The organism is Clavibacter michiganensis (assembly GCF_002151125.1).
GTDB lineage: Bacteria > Actinomycetota > Actinomycetes > Actinomycetales > Microbacteriaceae > Clavibacter > Clavibacter michiganensis_C.
Map to the genome: position 1 here is coordinate 90,666 of NZ_MDJZ01000005.1, position 18,626 is coordinate 109,291.

Genomic DNA, 18,626 nt, shown 5'->3' on the forward strand with positions numbered 1-18,626 from the left:
TTACTTGCTGGAGGCGAGCGCGTCCGCGCCGCCGACGATCTCGGAGATCTGCTGCGTGATCTCGGTCTGGCGCGCGTTGTTCCGCAGCCGCGTGTAGGTGGTCACGAGCTTGTCGGCGTTGTCGCTCGCCGACTTCATGGCCTTCTGGCGCGCGGCGTGCTCGGAGGCGGCCGACTGGAGCATCGCGTTGAAGATGCGGCTCTCGATGTAGACGGGCAGCAGCGCGTCCAGCACGTCGCCCACCTCGGGCTCGAACTCGTAGAGCGGCAGGACGGCGCCCTCGCCGGGGGCCTCCACCCCCTCGACGACCTCGAGCGGCAGCAGCCGGACGACCTCGGGCTTCTGCGTCGCGATCGACACGAAGCGGTTGAAGACGATGTGGATCTCGTCCACGCCGCCCTCCGACGCCGGGGTCACGAACTTCTCGACGAGCGCGTCGCCGATGGACTTCGCGGTCTCGAACTCGGGCTTCTCCGTGCTGCCGGTCCAGATGCGCTCCGAGGAGCGCTTGCGGAACTTGAAGTACCCGACGGACTTGCGGCCCACCAGGTAGTACACGATGTCCTTGCCCTGCGAGCGGAGGAGCTCGGCGAGCTGCTCCGACTCCTTCAGGACGCTGGAGCTGAACGCGCCGGCGAGGCCGCGGTCGGAGGCGAAGATGACGATCGCCGCCCGCTCCACCTTCTCGGGCTCGGTCGTGAGGATGTGGTCGACGTTGGAGAACGTCGCCACCGCCGAGACCGCGCGCGTCACGGCGCGGGAGTACGGCGCGGACGCCGCCATCCGCTGCTGCGCCTTCTGGATGCGCGACGCGGAGATCAGCTCCATCGCGCGGGTGATCTTCTTGGTCGTCTGCGCGGACTTGATCTTCTGCGTGTAGACCCGGAGTTGCGCTCCCATGAGTCTCCCTATCGGTCTCGGTCGGTGGCGGATCGGTGGGGCGAGCGCGTCAGCGCTTGCCCTTGACGATCTGCTCCTGGTTGACGTCCTCGGCCTTGGCGGGCTCGAACTTCTCGGATCCTACGGACGCGAGCGGCTTGCCCTCACCCGTCTGGAACTCGAGCTTGAACCGGTCCACGGCCTTGTCGAGCGCGTCGGTGATGTCGTCGGTGAGGACGTTCTTCTCCTTCAGCTGCGACAGGACCTCCGTGTTGCGGTGGAGGTGGTCGAGCAGCTCCCGCTCGAAGCGGAGGATGTCCTCGACGGGCACCTCGTCGAGCTTGCCCTTCGTGCCCGCCCAGATCGAGACGACCTGCTCCTCGATGGGGAACGGCGAGTACTGGGGCTGCTTGAGCAGCTCGGTGAGGCGCGCGCCGCGGGCGAGCTGGCGACGGCTGGCCGCGTCGAGGTCGGACGCGAAGATCGCGAACGCCTCGAGCGAGCGGTACTGCGCGAGCTCGAGCTTGAGCGTGCCGGAGACCTTCTTGATGCTCTTGACCTGGGCGTCGCCGCCGACGCGGGACACCGAGATGCCGACGTCCACCGCGGGACGCTGGTTCGCGTTGAACAGGTCCGACTGGAGGAAGATCTGGCCGTCGGTGATCGAGATCACGTTGGTGGGGATGTACGCCGAGACGTCGTTCGCCTTCGTCTCGATGATGGGCAGGCCCGTCATCGATCCGGCGCCCAGCTCGTCCGAGAGCTTCGCGCAGCGCTCGAGCAGGCGGGAGTGCAGGTAGAACACGTCGCCGGGGTACGCCTCGCGTCCCGGCGGGCGGCGCAGGAGGAGCGAGACGGCGCGGTAGGCCTCGGCCTGCTTGGACAGGTCGTCGAAGATGATGAGGACGTGCTTGCCGCCGTACATCCAGTGCTGGCCGATGGCCGAGCCGGTGTAGGGCGCCAGGTACTTGAAGCCGGCGGGGTCGGACGCGGGGGACGCGACGATGGTCGTGTACTCCATGGCGCCGGCCTCCTCGAGGGCGCCCTTCACCGAGGCGATGGTCGAGCCCTTCTGGCCGATGGCGACGTAGATGCAGCGCACCTGCTTGTTCGTGTCGCCGGACTCCCAGTTGGCCTTCTGGTTGATGATCGTGTCGATCGCGATGGCCGTCTTGCCGGTCTGGCGGTCGCCGATGATGAGCTGGCGCTGGCCGCGGCCGATCGGGATCATGGCGTCGATGGCCTTGATGCCGGTCTGCATGGGCTCGTGCACGCTCTTGCGCTGCATGACGCCGGGCGCCTGGAGCTCGAGGGCGCGGCGGCCCTCGGAGGCGATCTCGCCCTGGCCGTCGATGGGGTTCCCCAGCGGGTCCACGACGCGGCCGAGGTAGCCGTCGCCGACGGGGACGGAGAGCACCTCGCCGGTGCGGCGCACCTCCATGCCCTCCTCGATGCCGGCGAACTCGCCGAGCACGATGACGCCGATCTCGCTCTCCTCCAGGTTCTGGGCGAGGCCCAGGGTCCCGTCGGCGAACGTGATGAGCTCGTTGGCCATGACGCCGGGCAGGCCCTGCACGTGGGCGATTCCGTCGCCCGCGTCGAGCACGTAGCCGACCTCGGTGGTCGAGGCCTTGCCGGGCTCGTAGGACTGCACGAAGTCCTTGAGCGCGTCCCGGATCTCGTCGGGGCTGATCGAAAGTTCTGCCATCTTCTTTCCCTTTGCATTCACGAGAGCGGACGGCTCCCGAGGTGACGCCCGCCGGTCAGGCGAACTGGAGTCTCAAATCGTTGATCCTGGTGGCGACGCTGCCGTCGATGACGTCGTCGCCGATCTGGACGCGGAGGCCGCCGACGAGGTCGCGGTCCACGACCTGGTTCAGCTCGACCCGCCGGGAGTACCGGCGGCTCAGTGCCTGCGCGAGCCGCTCCGACTGCTCGGGCGACAGGGGTGAGGCGACGCTGACCGTGGCGATGGTGAGGCCCGCCTGGTCGGCCACGAGGGTGGCGGCGTGACGGACGAGCTCGCCGATGCGGCGGCCGCGGGGCTGCTGCACGAGCTGCTCGACGATGACGACGGTCTGCTCCGATGCCCGGCCGTCGAGGAGACGGTGGACGAGCGTCGACTTGGCCTCGGGGTCGCCCAGCTTGTCGCCGAAGGCGAGCTCGAGGCCGTCGTCGGCGGACACGGCCCGGCCGAACGTGAACAGCTCCGACTCGACGGGCGTGCCCGCAGGCGCCGAGATCGCCACGGCGCGGATGCCGAGCTCCTCGACGCCGGCCAGCAGCTCGTCGTGCGACGACCAGCGGCCGTCGACTACCGCGCGGAGGACGCGGAGCGCCGGCTCCTGCACGGTGGCGCCGAAGACGCGGTCCACGATGCTGTGCTTGACCTCGGGCGCGATGCCGGTGTCCGCCAGCGCGGAGAGCAGGTGCGTGGATCCGCCGATGGCACGGCCGGCTCCGAGGAGCTGACCGGCCGTCGACAGGTCGACGCCCCCGAGCTCCGCGAGGACGCGGCGTGCCGTGTCCAGCGATGCGCGCGATGCACTGCCCATCAGCTGGCGGATCCCGTCCTGCCGGCGGTCTCGCTGGCCTCCAGGTCGGCGAGGAACCGGTCGACGAGCGCGGTGGAGCGCTGGTCGTCCGTGAGGCTCTGGCCGATGACGCCCGACGCGAGGTCGATCGCGAGCGATCCGACCTCGGAGCGGAGCGAGACGACCGCCTGCTGGCGCTCGGCCTCGATCTGCTGCTGCGCGCTCGCGGTGATCCGGGCGGCGTCGGCCGTGGCCTGCTCCTTGATCTCCGCGGCGATCGCCGTGGCGTCGACGCGGGCCTGGTCGCGGATGCGGCCGGCCTCGGCACGGGCCTCGGCGAGCTGCGCGGTGAGCTCGGCCTTCGCGGCGTCGGCTTCCGCCTGCGCGCGCTCGGCCTTCTCGATGCCGCCGGCGATGGCCTCGGTGCGACCGTCGAGCATGGCGTAGACGCGCGGGAGCGCGTACTTCCAGATGACGACCAGGAGGACGACGAACACGACCGCCGACCACACGATGTCGTAGACCGCGGGTAGGAGGATGCTCGGCGCTTCTTCACCTGCCGCCATCACGTTGTGGGGCGTGAGCATGTGCGTGTCCCTCAGTTGGTGAAGATGAAGTAGGTCGCGAGGCCGATGAGCGCGAGCGCCTCGGAGAACGCGATGCCGAGGAACATCGTGGTGCGGAGGCTGCCGGCCATCTCAGGCTGGCGGGCCATGGCCTCGACGGTCTTGCCCGCGACGATTCCGACACCGATGCCGGGGCCGATCGCTGCGAGGCCGTATCCGACGGTCGCGATGTTGCCGGTGATCTCGGCGGTGATGATGGGGTCCACTGGGGTTTCCTTCCGGTTGGGTGATCTCGTTGGTGGACGAGATCGCTTAGTGCTCCTCCGCCACGGCCATCTGGATGTAGACGGCGGTGAGGAGGGCGAAGATGTAGGCCTGCAGGACGGCGACGAGCAGCTCGAAGAGCGTGAACGCGAATCCGAGGACGAGGGTGCCGGCGCCCAGGAACTTGAGCGCGCCCTCGGCCTCGAAGAGGAAGAACCACGTCGCGGAGAAGCAGAGCACCAGCAGGAGGTGCCCCACGAGCATGTTCATCAGGAGTCGGAGCGTGAGCGCGACCGGCCGGATGATGAACGTGGACAGGAACTCGATGGGCGTGAGGAGGATGTAGACCGCCTTCGGCGCGCCGGGCGGGAACAGGCTGTTCTTGAAGAAGCCCATCCCGCGGTCCTTGATGCCGGCGTAGATGAAGGTGATGTACGCGACGACGGCCAGGAGCATCGGCAGGCCGATGACCGAGGTGCCGGCGATGTTGAGGAACGGGATGACGCCCGTGAGGTTCATGCCGAGGACCAGGAAGAAGATGGTCATCAGGATCGGCAGGAAACGACGTCCGTCCTTCTTGCCGAGGATGTCCTCCGCGATGTTGACGCGGACGAAGTCGACGCCCATCTCCATGAGGTTCTGACCGCGGCCGGGGACGAGCGACATCCGGCGGGTGCCGACGATGAACAGCACGACGAGGACCACCATCACCAGGAGCCTGATGAGCATGATGCGGTTGAGGTCGAAGCCCGTGCCCTCGAAGAAGGCGATCGGCGGGAAGAACTCCGACAGCGTGGGAGCGTGGAACCCCTCACCCGAGTCTTCAGCGGCGAGGGTGATGATGCTGGGTGCAGCGGTGGCTAACAGCGCTATCTCCTGTTTCGGGGCGTGGAGCGCGAGCTCTCGCGGCGACGAACGGATGGGGTGAGAAGACGCCGGCGTGAGGTGGAACTGGGCACGGCCCGACGGGAATCGTCACGAGAGAGACTATCAACAATGAGGGTGCCCTGACTAATCGCGTCCCCCCTGCCGGCGGCCGGAGGACGCGCGGCTAGCGCCCGGGCAGCTGCGCGTCGCTGACGTAGCCGACGCGGGCCTTCGTGATCACGACCATGTCCATCACGAGGGTGCCCACGACGCCCACGATCACCGTCACGAACAGCACGACCAGGTTGATCCACGGCTGCTCCCTGAGCACCATCGCGACCGCGAGGAAGACCACGAACTTCAGCAGCCACGCGCCGAGCACGACCGAGAAGAACAGGGTCGGGTAGATCGGCGACGACTGGAACCGGTTCGCGAAGAGGATGCTGCCGGCCGTGAGCCCGAGGAAGACGAGGGCCATGGCGCTGCCGATCACGGCGCTGAGGAGCCCGCGGCCGCCGTCGACCGCGAAGCCGACGATGCCGCCGACCACCGCGATGGCGAGGGCGAGCACGGCTCCCCCGATGAGGATGCGCGTGAAGACGTCCTTCTTCGCGGGGCGCTCCGCCTTGGCGGGGGCGCTCGGGCTGTCGGTCATGTCGTCTCCTTGCTAGCGCCCGGGTGCGGGGCGTCGGTGGGGCGGGTCGCGATGGATCCCGTGGCGAGGTCGGCGTGCTCGCGCTCGACGGCCTCGAGCTCGGACTCCGTGAGGCGCGCGAGCGGCCGGTCGGCGGCGGCCTCGTCGAGCGGGTCGAACGCCGCGGCGTCCTCCGACTCCGCGTCGGCCGGCACGAGCTGCGCGGCGGCCTCGAGGCGCTTCCGGCGACTGAGGGGCGCGAGCGTGACGACGGCGCAGGCGACCATGCCGACCGCGATGAACGCGACGCCCCAGGCGTACGGCTGCACGACGAACATGAGCAGGCAGCCGACGGACACGACGCCGGTCCACGCGTAGAAGATCAGCGTCGCGTGCAGACGGGAGTGGCCCATGTCGAGCAGGCGGTGGTGGAGGTGCTTGCGGTCGGCGCTGAAGGGCGACTTGCCGGCCTTGAGGCGGCGGAACACCGCGAGGGCGAAGTCGAGCAGCGGCACGATGAGGATCGCGAAGGGCAGCAGGATCGGCAGGAACGCGGGCAGCAGCTGCGAGCGGCCGAAGGTCTCCGGGTTCGGATCGATCTCGCCCGTGACGGCGATTGCGCTCGTCGCCATGAGGAGTCCCACGAGCAGCGCGCCCGCATCGCCCATGAAGAGCTTCGCCGGGTGCCAGTTGAAGGGGAGGAAGCCGAGGCAGGCCCCGATGAGGATCGCGCTGATGAGCGACGCGAGGTTGAAGCGCTCGGTCTGGCCGGTGGCCGTGTCCGAGAGCAGGAAGCTGTAGAGGAAGAACGCTCCGTTGGCGATGATGGCGACGCCCGCGACCAGGCCGTCGAGCCCGTCGATGAAGTTGACGGCGTTCATGACCAGGACGATCGCGAAGATCGTCAGCATGATCGACATCTGCGACGAGCCGACCGTGAGCCCGCCGATCGGGAGCGAGGAGATCGCGACGCCCTGCCAGGCGAGGAGGCCCGCGGCGAGGATCTGGCCGGCGAGCTTGATCATCCAGTCGAGGTCGTAGATGTCGTCGACGACGCCGATGACCACGATCATGAGCGCGGCGCCGAGGATCGCGAACACCGGGCCGGGGCGGTCGAAGACCAGGCTGAACCAGGAGACCTGCGAGGCAACGGCGAACGCGACCAGGATTCCGGCGAACATGGCGACGCCGCCGAGCCGGGGCGTGGGGCGCGTGTGCACGTCGCGCGCGCGGATGGCGGGGTAGAGCCGGTAGCGGTAGCCCAGCTTCATGACGACCATGGACAGGACGAGCGTGATGACGGCCGAGACGACCGTCATGGCGGCGTAGTAGGTCACCGGGGGTGCGCGGGAGGATCCGCGGGGGGCTCGGTCGCGGTCGGGTCGCTCGCGGGCTCGCCCGCGGGCTCTGCGGCTCCGGCGGGCTCGACGAACTCGGGGTACGTCGGGCCGGCGTCGTCCGTCGCCTCGGCGGCCGGGGTCGCGGCGGCCGGGTCCGGGGATCCGTCGACGCGCTCGGCGCGCTCGGCGCCGCTCGCCGTGCCCCGCGGGGCGTCCGGCTCGTCGGGCACGGGCGCCTGGTCCGTCGCGGCCGGCTCGTCCGTCGCGGCGGGCTGCGCGGGCTCCGCGGGCGCGGCGACCACGGGTTCGAGCTCGTCGCCGATGAGCTGCTGGATCTGCGCGCGCGTGATCGCGCCCTCGCGCACGATGCGGACGCGGCCGCCGGCGTCCGTGACGCGCGAGGCGTCGACGATGGTCGAGGCCGCTCCCCCGGCGGCGCCGCCGTCGAGGAAGATGTCGACCGACTCGCCGAGCTGGTCGACGGCCTCCTGCGCGGTGGTGGCGGCGGGCTCGCCCGTGCGGTTCGCGGACGAGACCGCGAGCGGGCCGGTCTCCGCGAGGAGCTCGAGCGCGAAGGAGTTGGCGGGCATGCGGAGCGCGACGGTGCCGCGGGTCTCGCCGAGGTCCCAGACGAGGGACGGCTGCGCCACGAGGATCACCGTGAGGCCGCCCGGCCAGAACTCGTCCACGAGCCGGCGGACGACGTCGGGCACGAAGTCGGCGAGGGCGTCGAGCGTCGACTGACCCGGGATGAGGACCGGCGGCGGGGCGTCGCGCCCGCGGCCCTTCGCGTCGAGCAGGCGCTGCACGGCCTCGGGGTTGAACGCGTCGGCCGCGACGCCGTAGACGGTGTCCGTGGGGATGACGACGACCTCGCCGCGACCCACCGCCTGTCGGGCGAGTCTCATGCCGGTGAGGAGGTCGGTGTCGACTGAGCAGTCGTAGATGCGCGCCATGTCGTCGCTCATCGTAGCCGAGCGCGGGCCCCCGGCCCTGAGCGGTGGATCCGCGTGGCGCGCGCCCCCGCATACTGGGCCTCGTGACCTCCGCGCCCTCCTCCCCCGGCCCCGACGGGCTCCTGTTCGTGTTCGACATGGACGACGTGCTGTACGACCACGACTGGCGCGGGCCCGCGGACCGCATCATGGCGGCGACCGGGTACGACCTCCCGGAGCTGCGTCGCCGCTGGTACAACGACGACGGCGAGTGGGCCGCGGAGGCCGGGCGCTTCGACGCCGACTCCTACCTCCCCGCGTTCTGCGCCGCGGTGGGCGTCGAGATGGACGAGGACGAGTGGGTGCGCCGCCGCCGCGCGTCGATGGTCGTCCGCCCGCAGGCGCTCGAGGCCGTGGCGCGGGCGCGCGAGGCCGGGCGGATCACGCTGCTCACCAACAACAACGCGCTCGCCGCGCGGCACCTTGCGGAGCTCGCGCACGAGCTGGTGCCGCTGTTCGGCGTGGAGCACATGCGCACGTCGAGCGGGTACGGCGCGCGCAAGCCGGACCCGGCCGTGTTCCACGGGGTGCTCGCGGCCTACGGGCACCCGGCCGAGCGCACGTTCTTCGCCGACGACCGCGAGGACAACGTCGCGTCGGCGCGCGGGGTCGGCATCACCGGCCACCACGTGCGCGGGGACGGGGACCTGCTGCCGGCGGTCGAGGCGTTCATCCGTCGGCACGCGCCCCGGAGCTGAGCCGCACCGGGCGGGAGCCCTCTCGAGCTCGAGCCCGAGCCGCCTCGGGCCGGAGCCGGCTGGCCGGTGCGGATCCGCGTCAGCGCAGCGCGGTCGTGGCCCGGTCGCGCCGGGTGAGGTCCCGGTGGGTGGCGGTCGCGCGCCAGCCGTCGGCGTCGAGCAACGCGCGGATCGCGTCGCCCTGCAGCTCGCCGTGCTCGATCACGAGCGCGCCGCCCGGGTGCAGCAGCCGCCGCGCGGTCGTCGACACGAGCCGCACGACGTCGAGGCCGTCCGATCCGCCGTAGAGCGCGAGCGCGGGGTCGTGCAGCCGCACCTCGGGGTCGCGCGGGATCGCGTCGACCGGGATGTAGGGCGGGTTCGAGACGACGACCGAGACCGTGCCGTCGAGCTCGGGGAACGCGTCGGCGAGGTCGCCGAGGACGAGGTGCACGTCGGGCGCGAGGCGGGCGACGTTGCGGGCCGTCCACGCGTGCGCCGCGGGCGAGACCTCGATCGCGTGCACGCGCGCGTGCGGCACCTCGGTGGCGAGGGCCAGGGCGAGGGCGCCGGATCCCGTGCCGAGGTCGACCGCGACGGGCGCCTCGCCGGTGGCCGCGCCCAGGGCGTCGATCGCGAGCTGCGCCACGTGCTCCGTCTCGGGCCGCGGCACGAAGACGCCCGGGCCCACGAGGAGCTCGAGCGAGCGGAAGTGCGCGACGCCCGTGATGTGCTGCAGCGGCTCGCGGCTCGCCCGGCGGGCGGTCAGCTCCAGGACGCGGGCGGCGTCCGCGGCGGCGACGGGCGCGCGCGTGATGGCGCGCGACTGCACCTGCCCGCGGGACAGGCCGAGGACGTGGCCGACGAGGAGCTCCGCGTCGACCGCGGGATCCTCGATGCCGGCCGCCGCGAGCGCCTGGCCGACGCGCATGCGGAGGGCGTCCACGGTCTCCGGGACGCCCTCCCCGTCAGCCACGAGCGGAGGGACCGCGCGTCACGCGTCGGTCCCGAGCGCGTCGAGCCGCGCCTCCTCGTCGGCCAGGATGCAGGACTCCACGACCGGGTCGAGGGCACCGTCCATCACGACGTCGAGGTTGTACGCCTTGTACCCGGTGCGGTGGTCCGCGATGCGGTTCTCCGGGAAGTTGTACGTGCGGATGCGCTCGGACCGGTCCATCGTGCGGATCTGGCTGCGGCGCACGGCCGAGGCCTCCGCGTCGATCTCCTCCTGCTGCTTCGCGAGCACGCGGGCGCGCAGCACGCGCATGCCCGCCTCGCGGTTCTGCAGCTGGCTCTTCTCGTTCTGCATCGCGACCACGATGCCCGTGGGCAGGTGGGTGATGCGGACGGCGGAGTCGGTCGTGTTGACCGACTGGCCGCCGGGGCCGGACGAGCGGTACACGTCGATCTTGAGGTCGTTGGGGTCGATGGCGACCTCCTCGACCTCCTCGACCTCGGGGATCACGAGCACGCCCGCGGCGGACGTGTGGATGCGCCCCTGCGACTCGGTCGCCGGCACGCGCTGCACGCGGTGCACGCCGCCCTCGTACTTGAGGTGCGCCCACACGCCGAGCGCGGGGTCGTCCGAGGTGCCCTTGATGGCGACCTGCACGTCCTTGTATCCGCCGAGGTCGCTCTGCGTCTGGCTGAGGATCTCGGTCTTCCAGCGGCGCGACTCGGCGTAGTGCAGGTACATCCGCAGCAGGTCGGCGGCGAACAGCGCGCTCTCGGCGCCGCCCTCCCCCATCTTGATCTCCATGATGACGTCGCGCGCGTCGTCGGGGTCGCGCGGGATGAGGAGCCGGCGGAGCCTCTCCTGCGCCTGGTCGAGCGCCTGCTCGAGGCCGGGGATCTCCTCGGCGAACGCCGGGTCCTCCTCGGCCAGCTCGCGCGCGGCCGACAGGTCGTCCGTGAGCTGGGTCCACTCCGCGTGGGCGGCGACGATCCGGCTCAGCTCCGCGTAGCGGCGGTTGACCTTGCGCGAGCGCGACGCGTCGGCGTGCAGCTCGGGGTCGCCGAGCTGCTGCTGGAGCTCCTCGTGCTCCTCCAGCAGCTGGACGACGGACTCGAACACCTCGCTCAGCCCTTCTCGTGCGCGCCGTGCCCGTGGCTCTGGTGGGACACGCCGTTGCCGGTGTTGGGCATGGAGGCCTGGACCTTCATGAGGAACTCGACGTTGGAGGTCGTCTCCTTCAGGCGGCTGAGGACGATCTCGAGGGCCTGCTGCTGCTCGAGCCCGGCGAGGGCGCGACGCAGCTTCCAGGTGACCTTGACCTCGTCGGCGCCCATGAGCATCTCCTCGCGGCGGGTACCGGAGGCGTTGACGTCGACGGCGGGGAAGATGCGCTTGTCGGCGAGGGCGCGCGAGAGGCGGAGCTCCATGTTGCCGGTGCCCTTGAACTCCTCGAAGATCACCTCGTCCATCTTGGAGCCGGTCTCCACGAGCGCCGTGGCGAGGATCGTGAGCGATCCGCCGTGCTCGATGTTGCGCGCGGCGCCGAAGAAGCGCTTCGGCGGGTAGAGCGCCGACGAGTCGACGCCGCCCGAGAGGATCCGGCCGGACGCCGGGGCCGCGAGGTTGTACGCGCGGCCGAGGCGGGTGATGGAGTCGAGCAGCACGACCACGTCGTGGCCGAGCTCCACGAGGCGCTTCGCGCGCTCGATGGCGAGCTCGGCGACCGTGGTGTGGTCCTCGGCGGGACGGTCGAAGGTCGAGGCGATGACCTCGCCCTTCACCGTGCGCTGCATGTCGGTGACCTCCTCGGGACGCTCGTCGACCAGCACGACCATGAGGTGGACCTCGGGGTTGTTGGTGGCGATGGCGTTCGCGATGGCCTGGAGCACGAGCGTCTTGCCGGCCTTGGGCGGCGAGACGATGAGGCCGCGCTGGCCCTTGCCGATCGGCGACACGAGGTCGATGATCCGCGTGGTCAGCTTCGCCGGCTCGGTCTCGAGGCTCAGGCGGTCCTGCGGGTACAGCGGCGTGAGCTTGCCGAACTCGACGCGGTTCGCGGCCTCCTCGGGCGGCAGGCCGTTGACCGAGTCGATCTTCACGATCGCGTTGTACTTCTGGCGGCTCTGGCTGTCGTTCTCGCGCGGCTGGCGGATGGCGCCGACGATGGCGTCGCCCTTGCGCAGCGAGTGCTTCTTGACCTGGCCGAGCGAGACGTAGACGTCGTTCGTGCCGGGCAGGTAGCCGCTCGTGCGGACGAACGCGTAGTTGTCGAGCACGTCGAGGATGCCGGCGACGGGCAGGAGGACGTCGTCCTCGGTGACCTCGGGCTCGAAGTCGTCGCTGCCCTGGCCGCGGCCGCGCTTGCGGTCGCGGTACCGGCTGCGGCCGCCGCGGTCGTCGTCGCGGCCGACGTCGGCGCGGGCCTGGTCGGCGCGCACGTCCTGCTGGCGGTCGCCCTGGCCGCGGCCGTTCTGGCGCTGGCGGCCCGTGCGGGCCTCCTCCTGCGCCTCGTCGTCGGCGTCGGGCTCGCGGGGTGCCTGCTCGCGCGGCGCCTGGTCGCGGCCGCCCTGCTGCTGGTCGTCCTGGTCGCGTCCGCGGTCGCGGTTGCGGCGGTTGCGGCTGCGGTTGCGGCCGCCCTCGCGACCCTCGCGGCCCTGGTCGTCGCGGCGTCCGCCCTGCTCGTCGGAGTCGCGGTCTTCGCGCTGCTGGTCGGCCTGCTCGTTCGCGGCGGGCGCCTCGGCGGCTGCGGCCTCGGCGGGCGCGTCCTGCGCGGCGCCGCGGTCGGCGCCGTCCTGGGCGTCGCGGCCGCCGCGGCGTCGGCCGCGGCCGGAGCGCGGCGCGGGGGCCTGCTCCTCGGTCGGCGACTCGGCGGCGGGCGCCTCGGCGGCGGGTGCATCCGTGTCGGCGGGGACGAGCTGGTCGGCCGTCTGGCCGCTGTTCACGTGCTGCGCGGCCTGGCGCGGGGCCTCGGCGGCGGGGTCCACGACGCCGGAGCTCGTGGCACGGCGGGATCCGCGGCCGGAGCGCGCGGGCGCCTCGGTGCGGGGAGCCTCGGTGCGGGGCTCCTCGGTGCGGCCGCCCGTGGCCTCGGCGATGCGGGACTCGAGGCCGGTGCCCGCGGGTTCGGCGGCGGGCACCTCGACGGTCTCGGCGATGCGCTCGGGGACGATGCGCGCGGTGCTGGCGCGGCGGGATCCGCGGCCGGAGCGCGCGGGCTGCTCGGCCGGGGCCTCTGCGGCAGGCGCCTCGGCGGGGGTCGCGTCCGCGACGGGGGCGGCGTCCGCGGTCGGGGCGGCGTCGGCGGCGACGGGCTCCGAGGCGGGGGCCTCCTCGACGGCGGTCTCGGAGTCCGCGGCGGTCTCGGCGGCCGCCTCGTCCGCGGAGGCGGGGGTCGCGTCGCCGGACACGGCGGGCGCATCGGAGGCGGGAGCCGCCTCGTCGGCGGGGGCGGTGATCCCCCGGGCTGCCTGGATCTCGGAGATCGCGGTCACGAGCTCGCCCTTCCGGAGCTTGGAGCCGCCCGGGATCCCGAGCTCGGAGGCGATGGCCTGGAGCTGGGAGACGCGGAGCGCGCTCAGGTCCGCGGTGGTGGCGCGGGTGTCGACATCGGTCATGTGCGTGGGTCCTTTCCCCGATCCGCCGGGACGAAGCCCGTGCGGAGGAGAGCCGATCGCGTGTGTCTCTGCGAAAGCGGCGGACGGTCTGATTCCGTCCGGAGCTGCTGTCGGGCACGGAGGCACGGGATCTTGCAGAGACGACAGCGGGTGAGTGGTGAGAACGACCACCGGGACCGGATCTCCGACGCGCATGCGTGGATCCGTTGATTCCGGGGTCGCGATGAGCCTAGCACCCGGCACCCCGCCCGCGCAGGGAGCGGCGCGCCGGGTGCGGGATCCACGCGATCCGGCTAGGCGGCGGGCGCGGATCCCTCGTCGACGACTTGGACGGTGGAGCCCTTGAGGTCGACGGCGAGCATGAGCGCGGTCCAGGGGTTCGTGCTGCGCTCGGCGACGAGCTCGGCGGCCGTGAGGCGCTGGCCCGGATCGCTGCCGAGGACGAGGAGCGACGGCCCGGCACCCGACACCACGGCCGCGAAGCCGCGCTCGCGGAGCAGGTGGACGAGCTCGTTCGTCTCCGGCATGGCGGCGGCGCGGTAGTCCTGGTGCAGCCGGTCCTCGGTGGCCGCGAGCAGCAGCTCGGGGCTCTGGATGAGCGCGGCGATGAGCAGCGCCGAGCGGGAGACGTTGAAGATCGCGTCCTCGTGCGGGACGGACTCGGGCTGCAGGCTGCGGGCGAGCGCGGTGGACATGGTCGCCACCGGCACCAGCACGAGCGGCGAGACCCCGCGGTGCACGGCGAGCTTCTTGTGCTGCGGGCCCTGGCCGTCGACCCACGCGATGGTGAGGCCGCCGAAGAGCGCGGGCGCCACGTTGTCGGGGTGCCCCTCCATCTCGGTGGCGAGGCGGAGGAGCGCGTCGGCGTCGATCTCGACCGTGCCGGCGAGCAGGCCCTGGGCAGCCATGATCCCGGACACGATGGCGGCGCCGGAGGATCCGAGGCCGCGGCCGTGCGGGATCCGGTTCTCCGCGACGAGGTCGAGGCCCGGCATGGGCTGGTCGAACGCGGCGAACGTGTGGGCGATGGCCGTGACGACGAGGTTCGTCTCGTCGGTCGGCACCTCGCCCGCGCCGACGCCGCGGACGTCGACCGTGGCGCCGGGCGCCTCGCGCACCGTCACCGTGAGGTCGTCGTAGAGCGCGAGCGCGAGTCCGAGCGTGTCGAAGCCGGGGCCGAGGTTGGCGCTCGTCGCGGGCACGCGCACCTGCACGCGCCGCCCGGCGGGGAGCGCCGAGGTCATCGGACCGTCGGTCACGACGCGACCAGGTCGAGGACGCCCGCGATCTCGGCGACGTCGACGCCGACGCTCGTGGGGGCGACGTCCGAGCCGTCCGCGGTGCGGAGCGCCCACTGCGGGTCCTTCAGGCCGTGGCCCGTGACCGTGAGGACGACCGTCGCGCCCTTCGGGATCTGCCCGGCCTCCGCGCGCTCGAGGAGCCCGGCGACGCTGATGGCCGACGCGGGCTCGACGAAGATGCCGACCTCGGCCGACAGGATTCGGTGCGCCTCGAGGATCTTCGCGTCCGAGATGGCGCCGAAGTAGCCGTCGGTGAGCAGCTGCGCCTCGAGGGCGAGCTTCCACGAGGCGGGGTTGCCGATGCGGATGGCGCTCGCGATCGTGTCGGGGTCCTTGACGATGGCGCCGTCGACGATGGGCGCGCTGCCCGCGGCCTGGAAGCCGAACATGCGCGGCAGCTTGGTGGCGTTGCCCGCCTCGAGGTCCTCGCGGTAGCCGCGCGTGTACGCCGTGTAGTTGCCGGCGTTGCCGACGGGGATGAGGTGGAAGTCGGGCGCGTCGCCCAGCACCTCGACGACCTCGAACGCGCCCGTCTTCTGGCCCTCGATGCGGTCGTTGTTGACGCTGTTGACGAGGTGCACCGGGTAGTTGGCGCTGAGCTCGCGCGCGATGTCGAGGCAGTCGTCGAAGTTGCCGCGCACCTGGAGCAGCTGCGCGTCGTGGGCGACGGCCTGGCTGAGCTTGCCCATCGCGATCTTGCCCTCGGGCACGAGCACGGCGGCCGTGATGCCCGCGTGCGTCGCGTACGCCGCGGCCGAGGCCGACGTGTTGCCGGTCGAGGCGCAGATGACGGCCTTCGCGCCGTGCTCGACGGCCTTCGAGATCGCCATCGTCATGCCGCGGTCCTTGAAGGATCCCGTCGGGTTCATGCCCTCGTACTTGACCCACACCTGCGCGCCCGTGCGCGCGGACAGGGCCGGCGCGGGGATGAGCGGCGTGCCGCCCTCGCCGAGCGTGACGATCGGGGTGGCGTCCGTGACGTCGAGGCGGTCGGCGTATTCGCGGAGCAGTCCGCGCCATTGGTGGGCCATCAGGCTCCTTCTACTCGGAGGACGCTCGCGACTGCCGTCACCGCGTCGAGGTTCGAGACCGCGTCGACGGTGGCCCGGAGGGCCGCGTCGGTGGCGCGGTGCGTGCCGATCACCAGGCTAGCGGTGGGCCGGGCGCCCGCCCCTCCCGCCACGGGGGCCTGGTGCGTGGTCTGCTCGAGCGTCTCCACGGAGACGCCCTGCTCGCTGAACAGGTGCGCGATGCGGGCGAGCACGCCCGGCTCGTCCGCGACCTGCAGCGTGATCTGGTACTGGGTCGTGATCGCGCCGACGGGCAGCGTCTCGAGGTCCGCGTGCGTCGACTCCGCGACGCCCGGGCCGCCGACGACGTGGCGGCGCGCGGCCGAGACGACGTCGCCGAGCACGGCGGAGGCGGTCTGCACTCCCCCGGCGCCCGCGCCGTAGAACATCAGGTCGCCCGCGGCCTCGGCCTCGACGAAGACCGCGTTGTTGGCGCCGTGCACGGCGGCGAGCGGGTGGTCGCGCGGCACCAGCGCCGGGTAGACGCGGGCGGAGACGGCGTCGCGGCCGGTGGCGGGATCCGTGAGGCGCTCGCAGATGGCGAGCAGCTTGATCACGTATCCGGCCTTGCGCGCCGAGTCGAACTGCGCCGCCGACAGGCCCGTGATGCCCTCGCGGTGCACGGCCTCGACGGGCACGCGGGTGTGGAAGGCGAGGCTCGCGAGGATGGCGGCCTTCTGGGCGGCGTCGTAGCCCTCGATGTCGGCCGTGGGATCCGCCTCCGCGTAGCCGAGCTCGGTGGCCGTGGCGAGCGCCTCGTCGAAGCCGAGCCCGTGGGCGTCCATCTCGTCGAGGATGTAGTTGGTGGTGCCGTTGACGATGCCGAGGATCCGCTCGACCCGGTCACCCGCGAGGCTGTCGCGCAGCGGCCGGATGATGGGGATCGCGCCCGCGACGGCGGCCTCGTAGTAGAGCTGGGCGCCGACCTGCTCGGCCGCCTCGAAGAGCTCCGGTCCGTGCGTCGCGAGCAGCGCCTTGTTGGCCGTCACGACGTCCGCGCCCGAGGCGATGGCCGCGAGGATGTGGGTGCGGGCGGGCTCGATGCCGCCCATCAGCTCGATGACGATGTCGGCGCCGAGGATGAGCGACTCGGCGTCCGTCGTGAGCAGCTCCCGGGGGACCGACGGGTCGCGCGGCGCGTCGGCGTCGCGCACCGCGATGCCCACGAGCTCGAGCCGGGCGCCCACGCGCTGCGCCAGCTCCTCGCCGTGCTCCCGCATGAGGCGCGCCACCTGGGTGCCGACCGAGCCGCAGCCCAGCAGGGCGACGCGCAGGTTCCGGTACTCGATCATCGTGCTCCGTTCACGTCGGGGGATGCGGCCGCGGGCGTGCCCGCGTCGCGCGCCAGGAGGTCGGCCTCGGTCTCGCCGCGGACGATGACCCGCGCCTCGCCGTCGCGCACGGCGACGACGGGCGGCCGGCCGATCCAGTTGTAGTTGCTCGCGAGCGCCCAGCAGTAGGCGCCGGTCGCGGGGACGGCGAGGAGGTCGTCGGGGCGCACGTCGCCCGGCAGGTAGTCGGCGAGGACGACGAGGTCGCCGCTCTCGCAGTGCTTGCCGGCGATGCGCACGAGGGCGGGATCCGCGTCCGAGGCGCGACCCGCGATGCGCACGGAGTAGTCGGCGCCGTAGAGGGCGGGGCGCGCGTTGTCGCTCATGCCGCCGTCGACGCTCACGTAGCGGCGGACGGCGGTCTCGGCCTCCTCGGCGACGCGCGGGTCCTCGACGTCGCCCGTGGCGGAGGACGCCTCGGCGACCTCGCCGTCGACGCCGCCGACGGTCACGAGCACGTCCTTGACGGTGCCCACGGTGTAGAGCGTGGCGGTGGAGGGGCCGACGATGCTGCGGCCGGGCTCGACCGCGATGACCGGCACCGCGATCCCCCGGCGCGCGCACTCGTCGCCGACGATGCGCGTGAGCCGCCGCGCGATCTCCGCGACGGGCACCGGCCGGTCGACCGACGTGTACGCGATGCCGAAGCCGCCGCCGAGGTTGAGCTCGGGCACGGCGCCGTCCGCGAGGAGCCGCTCGTGCAGGTCCAGCAGACGGCGGGCGGACTCGACGAAGGCGTCGGTCTCGAAGATCTGGCTGCCGATGTGCGCGTGCAGGCCCGTGAAGGAGAGGGACGCGTGCGACCGGATCCGGGCGACGACGGCGGGCGCGTCCGGCAGCGTGATCCCGAACTTCTGGTCCTCGCGTGCCGTGGCGAGGTACTCGTGCGTGTGGGCGTGCACGCCGCTGTTCACGCGGAGCCGCACGGGCTGGACGCGGCCGTGCGCGGCGGCCGCGGCGGCGATGCGCTCGACCTCGACCTGGCTGTCGACGACGATCTGCCCGATCCCGGCGCCCACCGCCCGGTCGATCTCGGCGACCGACTTGTTGTTGCCGTGGAAGCCGAGGCGGGCCGGATCCGCGCCCGCGGCGAGCGCGACCGCCAGCTCGCCGCCGGAGCACACGTCGATGTGGAGGCCGGCCTCGACCATCCAGCGGGCGACCTCGATGCTGAGGAACGCCTTGCCCGCGTAGTACACGCGGGCGGTCGTGCCGACGGCGGCGGCCTCGCGCGCGAACGCCGCGAGGGTCTCCGCGGCGCGGCCGCGGACGTCGTCCTCGTCCACCACGTAGAGCGGGGTGCCGAAGCGGCGCGCGAGCTCGGGGGCGGGGACGCCCGCGATGCGGATCGCGCCGTCCTCGCCGCGGGAGGCGCCGCGGGACCAGACGCGCGCATCCAGCGCGTTCGCGTCGTCGGGCGGCAGCAGCCAGGACGGGGCCAGCGGGTTCGCGGTCACGGATTCACCTGTTCGTACGCGGGGCGGACGTGCGGGATGGCGAGCGGACCCGGTGCGGTCCGTGAAGCCGGAGGAGGAGGCGGTGAGAGCATCCTACCGAGGCGGGTCGGGGTGCCCGGGCCATGTGACGGCGCACCGGCCG

The 18,626-nt window shown here is 72.4% G+C and carries 17 protein-coding genes; 1 reads left to right on the plus strand and 16 read right to left on the minus strand.

Annotated elements, in window-relative coordinates; all coding sequences use genetic code 11:
• The 9 genes from BFL37_RS03015 to BFL37_RS03055 all read right to left on the minus strand — a co-directional run bounded on the left by BFL37_RS03015 (window position 1) and on the right by BFL37_RS03055 (window position 8,052).
• The gene (locus BFL37_RS03015; RefSeq protein WP_086513687.1) at window positions 1-900 is read right to left on the minus strand and encodes a F0F1 ATP synthase subunit gamma; all 900 of its coding nucleotides are present in this window, start codon (window positions 898-900) and stop codon (window positions 1-3) included.
• A 49-nt stretch (window positions 901-949) separates the two neighbouring features.
• On the minus strand, window positions 950-2,587 hold the full coding sequence (atpA, locus tag BFL37_RS03020) for a F0F1 ATP synthase subunit alpha (RefSeq protein WP_086513688.1): 1,638 nt from the start codon (window positions 2,585-2,587) through the stop codon (window positions 950-952).
• 55 nt (window positions 2,588-2,642) lie between these two features.
• Window positions 2,643-3,434: a F0F1 ATP synthase subunit delta gene (locus BFL37_RS03025; RefSeq protein WP_086513689.1), complete on the minus strand. Its 792-nt coding sequence runs from the start codon at window positions 3,432-3,434 to the stop codon at window positions 2,643-2,645.
• Window positions 3,434-4,000: a F0F1 ATP synthase subunit B gene (locus BFL37_RS03030; protein ID WP_086513690.1), complete on the minus strand. Its 567-nt coding sequence runs from the start codon at window positions 3,998-4,000 to the stop codon at window positions 3,434-3,436. The genes BFL37_RS03025 and BFL37_RS03030 overlap by 1 nt, the downstream gene beginning before the upstream one ends.
• An 11-nt stretch (window positions 4,001-4,011) precedes the next feature.
• Window positions 4,012-4,245 carry an ATP synthase F0 subunit C gene (locus BFL37_RS03035; protein WP_012299262.1) on the minus strand — a complete coding sequence of 78 codons (234 nt, stop codon included), beginning with the start codon at window positions 4,243-4,245 and terminating at the stop codon, window positions 4,012-4,014.
• Between the two features lie 46 nt (window positions 4,246-4,291).
• Entirely contained in the window at window positions 4,292-5,116 is an 825-nt protein-coding gene (gene atpB, locus BFL37_RS03040) for a F0F1 ATP synthase subunit A (RefSeq protein WP_431305851.1), read from the minus strand.
• A 178-nt stretch (window positions 5,117-5,294) separates the two neighbouring features.
• Window positions 5,295-5,765 carry a hypothetical protein gene (locus tag BFL37_RS03045; protein WP_086513692.1) on the minus strand — a complete coding sequence of 157 codons (471 nt, stop codon included), beginning with the start codon at window positions 5,763-5,765 and terminating at the stop codon, window positions 5,295-5,297.
• The gene (locus BFL37_RS03050; protein WP_086513693.1) at window positions 5,762-7,081 is read right to left on the minus strand and encodes an MraY family glycosyltransferase; all 1,320 of its coding nucleotides are present in this window, start codon (window positions 7,079-7,081) and stop codon (window positions 5,762-5,764) included. The genes BFL37_RS03045 and BFL37_RS03050 overlap by 4 nt, the downstream gene beginning before the upstream one ends.
• Window positions 7,078-8,052 (minus strand): L-threonylcarbamoyladenylate synthase, encoded by a 975-nt coding sequence (locus BFL37_RS03055; RefSeq protein WP_241533820.1) that lies wholly within the window; start codon window positions 8,050-8,052, stop codon window positions 7,078-7,080. The genes BFL37_RS03050 and BFL37_RS03055 overlap by 4 nt, the downstream gene beginning before the upstream one ends.
• 71 nt (window positions 8,053-8,123) lie before the next feature.
• On the opposite strand from BFL37_RS03055, the gene BFL37_RS03060 reads away from it, so the two are divergent.
• Entirely contained in the window at window positions 8,124-8,777 is a 654-nt protein-coding gene (locus BFL37_RS03060) for an HAD-IA family hydrolase (RefSeq protein WP_086513695.1), read from the plus strand.
• Between the two features lie 79 nt (window positions 8,778-8,856).
• Here BFL37_RS03060 and prmC read toward each other — a convergent pair whose 3' ends face one another.
• The 7 genes from prmC to BFL37_RS03095 form a co-directional block, all read right to left on the minus strand.
• Window positions 8,857-9,732: a peptide chain release factor N(5)-glutamine methyltransferase gene (prmC, locus tag BFL37_RS03065; RefSeq protein WP_086513696.1), complete on the minus strand. Its 876-nt coding sequence runs from the start codon at window positions 9,730-9,732 to the stop codon at window positions 8,857-8,859.
• 18 nt (window positions 9,733-9,750) lie between these two features.
• Window positions 9,751-10,830, minus strand: a complete 1,080-nt coding sequence (prfA, locus tag BFL37_RS03070; RefSeq protein ID WP_086513697.1) for a peptide chain release factor 1 — start codon at window positions 10,828-10,830, stop codon at window positions 9,751-9,753.
• A gap of 5 nt (window positions 10,831-10,835) precedes the next feature.
• Window positions 10,836-13,325: a transcription termination factor Rho gene (gene rho / locus BFL37_RS03075; protein WP_086513698.1), complete on the minus strand. Its 2,490-nt coding sequence runs from the start codon at window positions 13,323-13,325 to the stop codon at window positions 10,836-10,838.
• A gap of 293 nt (window positions 13,326-13,618) precedes the next feature.
• Window positions 13,619-14,569 carry a homoserine kinase gene (gene thrB, locus BFL37_RS03080; protein ID WP_086513999.1) on the minus strand — a complete coding sequence of 317 codons (951 nt, stop codon included), beginning with the start codon at window positions 14,567-14,569 and terminating at the stop codon, window positions 13,619-13,621.
• A gap of 11 nt (window positions 14,570-14,580) precedes the next feature.
• The gene (gene thrC, locus BFL37_RS03085; protein WP_086513699.1) at window positions 14,581-15,657 is read right to left on the minus strand and encodes a threonine synthase; all 1,077 of its coding nucleotides are present in this window, start codon (window positions 15,655-15,657) and stop codon (window positions 14,581-14,583) included.
• Window positions 15,657-16,988, minus strand: coding sequence for a homoserine dehydrogenase (locus BFL37_RS03090; protein ID WP_086513700.1), 1,332 nt, complete (start codon window positions 16,986-16,988; stop codon window positions 15,657-15,659). The genes thrC and BFL37_RS03090 overlap by 1 nt, the downstream gene beginning before the upstream one ends.
• Window positions 16,985-18,484, minus strand: coding sequence for a diaminopimelate decarboxylase family protein (locus BFL37_RS03095; protein ID WP_086513701.1), 1,500 nt, complete (start codon window positions 18,482-18,484; stop codon window positions 16,985-16,987). The genes BFL37_RS03090 and BFL37_RS03095 overlap by 4 nt, the downstream gene beginning before the upstream one ends.
• Window positions 18,485-18,626 lie beyond the last annotated feature (142 nt).